Origin of the sequence: Nocardia sp. NPDC060220 (assembly GCF_042727815.1) — a bacterium.
Lineage (GTDB): Bacteria > Actinomycetota > Actinomycetes > Mycobacteriales > Mycobacteriaceae > Nocardia.
Genome location: NZ_JBHWZY010000749.1, coordinates 1 through 3,450 on the forward strand (window position 1 = coordinate 1; position 3,450 = coordinate 3,450).

3 protein-coding genes and 1 pseudogene are annotated in these 3,450 nt (G+C 63.0%); 3 read left to right on the forward strand and 1 reads right to left on the reverse strand.

Going from position 1 to position 3,450, the window contains the following annotated elements; all coding sequences use genetic code 11:
• The 3 genes from ACFWF3_RS28930 to ACFWF3_RS28940 all read left to right on the forward strand — a co-directional run.
• Positions 1–698 (forward strand): hypothetical protein (locus tag ACFWF3_RS28930; RefSeq protein WP_379316706.1); only part of this gene is annotated, 698 nt, incomplete at its 5' end.
• An 879-nt stretch (positions 699–1,577) separates the two neighbouring features.
• Positions 1,578–2,243, forward strand: a complete 666-nt coding sequence (locus ACFWF3_RS28935; RefSeq protein WP_379316708.1) for an XRE family transcriptional regulator — start codon at positions 1,578–1,580, stop codon at positions 2,241–2,243.
• A 4-nt stretch (positions 2,244–2,247) separates the two neighbouring features.
• Complete coding sequence (locus ACFWF3_RS28940; RefSeq protein WP_379316710.1) at positions 2,248–2,718, forward strand: NUDIX hydrolase; 471 nt, start codon at positions 2,248–2,250, stop codon at positions 2,716–2,718.
• Positions 2,719–3,142: 424 nt separating this feature from the next.
• Here the strand turns inward: ACFWF3_RS28940 and ACFWF3_RS28945 are convergent.
• Positions 3,143–3,450, reverse strand: a pseudogene (locus ACFWF3_RS28945) (TetR family transcriptional regulator); the annotation flags it as partial.

Consider the following 3,450-nt stretch of genomic DNA (forward strand, 5'->3'; position numbering starts at 1 on the left):
CGACTCCCAGCCCGTCGCTGCCGCCCGATCCGACCCCGGAGCCGCCATCCCCTACGTCAGCAGACGACAGCGCGCCCGTTGCTCCCGATCTACATCGCAGCGAGAAGGCTACGCTGCTCATGGTTGCCGCAATCGCTGCGATCGCAGCACTACTTGGTGCGGCGGTCGGTGGGACGGCTACTTTGTTCGCGGCGCACATGCAGGCGACGGCTCAAGCTGATACGACTCGGATGCAGGCGGCGGCACAGGCGGACACGGAAACCACCAAGTTCGTGCGTGATGAGCGGACAAAGCTCTACGCGGAGGTGCTTGAGAAACTTCAGGCCTCCTCGGCAGTTCGGACCCAAATTTCTGTTGAGATGAATCTGTTGCCGGCTACGTCGGGAGCCTTGGACGCTCCAACTGTGTTGGCGTGGTGCGAGCTGTTCGTCAAGGCGCAAAGTGATCTCAGTGCCCTACTGTCAAGAGTGCATTTGCTTGGTTCGCAGAGCATGAAGGGCAAGTTCTTCGAGATGACGCAGGCGCATGCGGCAGCCTTGAACAAGATGCTTACGTTGCTGGAGGGATTGAACAGGCAGAGTGACGTCGACGCGTTGGGTCAGATGAAACAGCTGAAGGCGATGCTGCTGGATCTCAGTACCCCTGACACGGCAGTCATCCTGGCGGCACGGGCGGACATAGGGATTCCGGAAAAGTAGCCCGGCCATTGTCGCGGCCCGTAAGCCTCAACTTCGACCAGCAGGCGTCAATCTCTGTTGGGACCATGTTGGGACCAAACGTCATTCCTGTAGTGCCGATAGCCGCTTTGTAAGTCACGTGATAGCCGTGCGCAACGTGCAGCTATGGCAGGTGGCCAGTCCTGGGGGTCAGGTGGTCGCAGGTTCAAATCCTGTCAGCCCGACAGTGAAAACCCTCTCTGACCTGGTTCGGAGGGGGTTTTCTTGTACCCCGAGATTTGACGTGGTTTGGCCAAATCCCACAGAAACCCCACGTTTTTAAATCTGAACGACTGTCCAGTGTCTCGTAGTGCCGCTCAATCGGGTCACCGGAGAGGTGGTCGATGTGGTCGGTCGGACGTGGCTTCGCGGCTTTTCCAGGGACTGACCGCGCGCTGAGCTCGACGCGGCTCGCCTTCTCCGGAGGAAGGAACGGACCACTGGATCGAGGCGAGTTGACACCGCAGCGCGGACCTCTCCGATGCCCATTCCTCGGATTGAGGGAGCACGGTGTATGGCGACCTTCTCGGAACGGCCCGGGTGATGCAGATGCCGTCGGCGTCATCGCACATGAGATCAACGAACAACCCACTCGAATCCAACAAGCGGCGGCGCGGGCCTGCCCCCACATGGCGGCCCTCTCTCTCAAGGGTTGGTGTGCCTCCGCCGCCGGGCGATGACGGTCGCCCGGCGGCGCGGCTGAATTCAGCGTCCGCTGATCGGCGGGACGACGGAACCTCCTGCGTTTCCCACTTCGGGACGTCTTATTGGGTGTGCAACGTCCCTATGTCGAATGAACGGTTGTGCGCCGCGATAGCCGCGCGCGGATGGACACACGCGAGGCTGGCTGAGGCGACGAGTGTGGATCCGAAATCGGTTGAACGCTGGGTCAACCTCGGTCGAGTCCCCAGGCTGCGCAACGCAATCCAGGCCGCCGAGTGTTTGGGAGAGGACGTCCACGCCCTGTGGCCCGCCCTACGGCAGGCCCGCACGGCGCGTGCTGTGAGCACCGAACTCGTTGCCCTCTACGACCGGAGAGCAGATGTGTCGGCGTCGATGTTCGTCAACCTGCTCGCGCCGGCGCGAGACCACATCGACATCCTGGTCTATGCGACGGTCTTCCTCCATGAGGCGTATCCGCGGCTCAACGATCTGTTGACCGAGCGCGCCGAAGCGGGTTGCGCGATACGGATTGCGGTAGGTGACGCCGACAGCGTCAACGTCCAACAACGTGGCATGGAAGAGAGATTCGGGCACGGCATCGAATCGCGCTGTCGTCTGGCCTTGATGCATTACCGGGCGTTGGAAGCAACGCCAGGCATCGAGCTGCGGACCCACGCAACGACCCTCTACAACAGCATCTTCCGCGCCGATGACGAAATGTATGTCAATGCCCACGTGTGGGGCGTGAACGCATACGGTGCACCCGTCTGGCATCTGCGCCGTACCGTCGACGGTGGCCTGTTCGACACCTACACCGACAGTTTCAACGCGGTCTGGCAAACCGGCCGACCGGTGAAAGACTGAGCCGATGGCGCGTACCGAATACTATGACGACCCAGCCGCACCGGAGCCGAACAGCCTTGTGGTCGCGGCGTCCGCAGTGGTGTGCGACGACGTCGGCCGCGTCCTGCTGCAACGCCGCACCGACAGCGGTCTGTGGGCGTTGCCCGGTGGCGGCATGGAGATGACCGACAGTCTGCCCGGCTGCGCGGTCCGAGAGGTCAAGGAAGAAACCGGACTCGACATCGAAATCACCGGTCTCGTCGGTACTTACACCGATCCGCGTCACGTGATCGTCTACAGCGACGGTGAGGTCCGGCGCCAGTTCAACGTGTGCTTCCTGGCTCGTATCATCGGCGGTGACCTTGCGATCTCCGATGAGTCCACAGAGCTGCGGTTCGTCGCCCCCTCCGAACTGGACAGCCTCGATATGCACCACACGCAGCGGCTCAGGCTGACCCATTATCTCGCGGGGCGAAGCGCGCCATATCTCGGCTGACGATTCGGCGACAACCGCGCGTGAGGGCGCCAGATGGCCGAGCGCATTGCTCGCGACGGTAGAAGCTGCGCGTGTCAGCTGCCCGACCTCGCCACCCGTGAAAGGTGGCCGGTGCGCGCGGGTCAGTTCCTGCGGCACTCGGACGTGATACGCGCCCGTTCGGCACATTTTTCGAGGTGGTCGATCGCTGTGTCCAGTAGCCGATTTCCAACCACTGATAAGTGGGTCTAATCGGCGGCCGGCACGAGTGGTGGGACACCACCGCAACCTGGAAACAATGGGCACTGAGGTCGCCACTCCCTGAGCGACGTCCGCTATGCGCGGGTGGCGGTGCGACGGGTCGTGCGCTTGTGGCGAGACGACCGGCTGACGTCATGGCGCGGCCGATACAGCGGGCGGAGGAAACTTGCCGTTCGTTGTGGGCTCAGCGTCGGAGGGCGCGGAGTGCGGGGGCGACCCAGGTTGTGAGGTAGGCGCGCAGTTGCGAACCTTGCCGCGGCGGCCGACCGGGGTCGATGACGAAGGACTGCACGATCCGCAGCATGTGCTCCACGAGTTCATCGAGACGAGCGGCATCGATCCCCGCGCGGCCCCAATCGACAGCGAAGCGTTCGAGAATGGAGCGGCCGAAGGTCAACGCGGTATCGGAGGTGACACCGGGGGAGAATGCGCCCGCGCGGCCAGGGGTCAACAGCAAGCCGAGATACCGGTCGGTGGAGAGGCGTTCGAGGG

Coding starts and splice junctions, on each gene's coding strand:
- ACFWF3_RS28940 (WP_379316710.1), top strand. CDS start 2,248: ATGGCGCGTACCGAATACTATGACGACCCAGCCGCACCGGAGCCGAAC.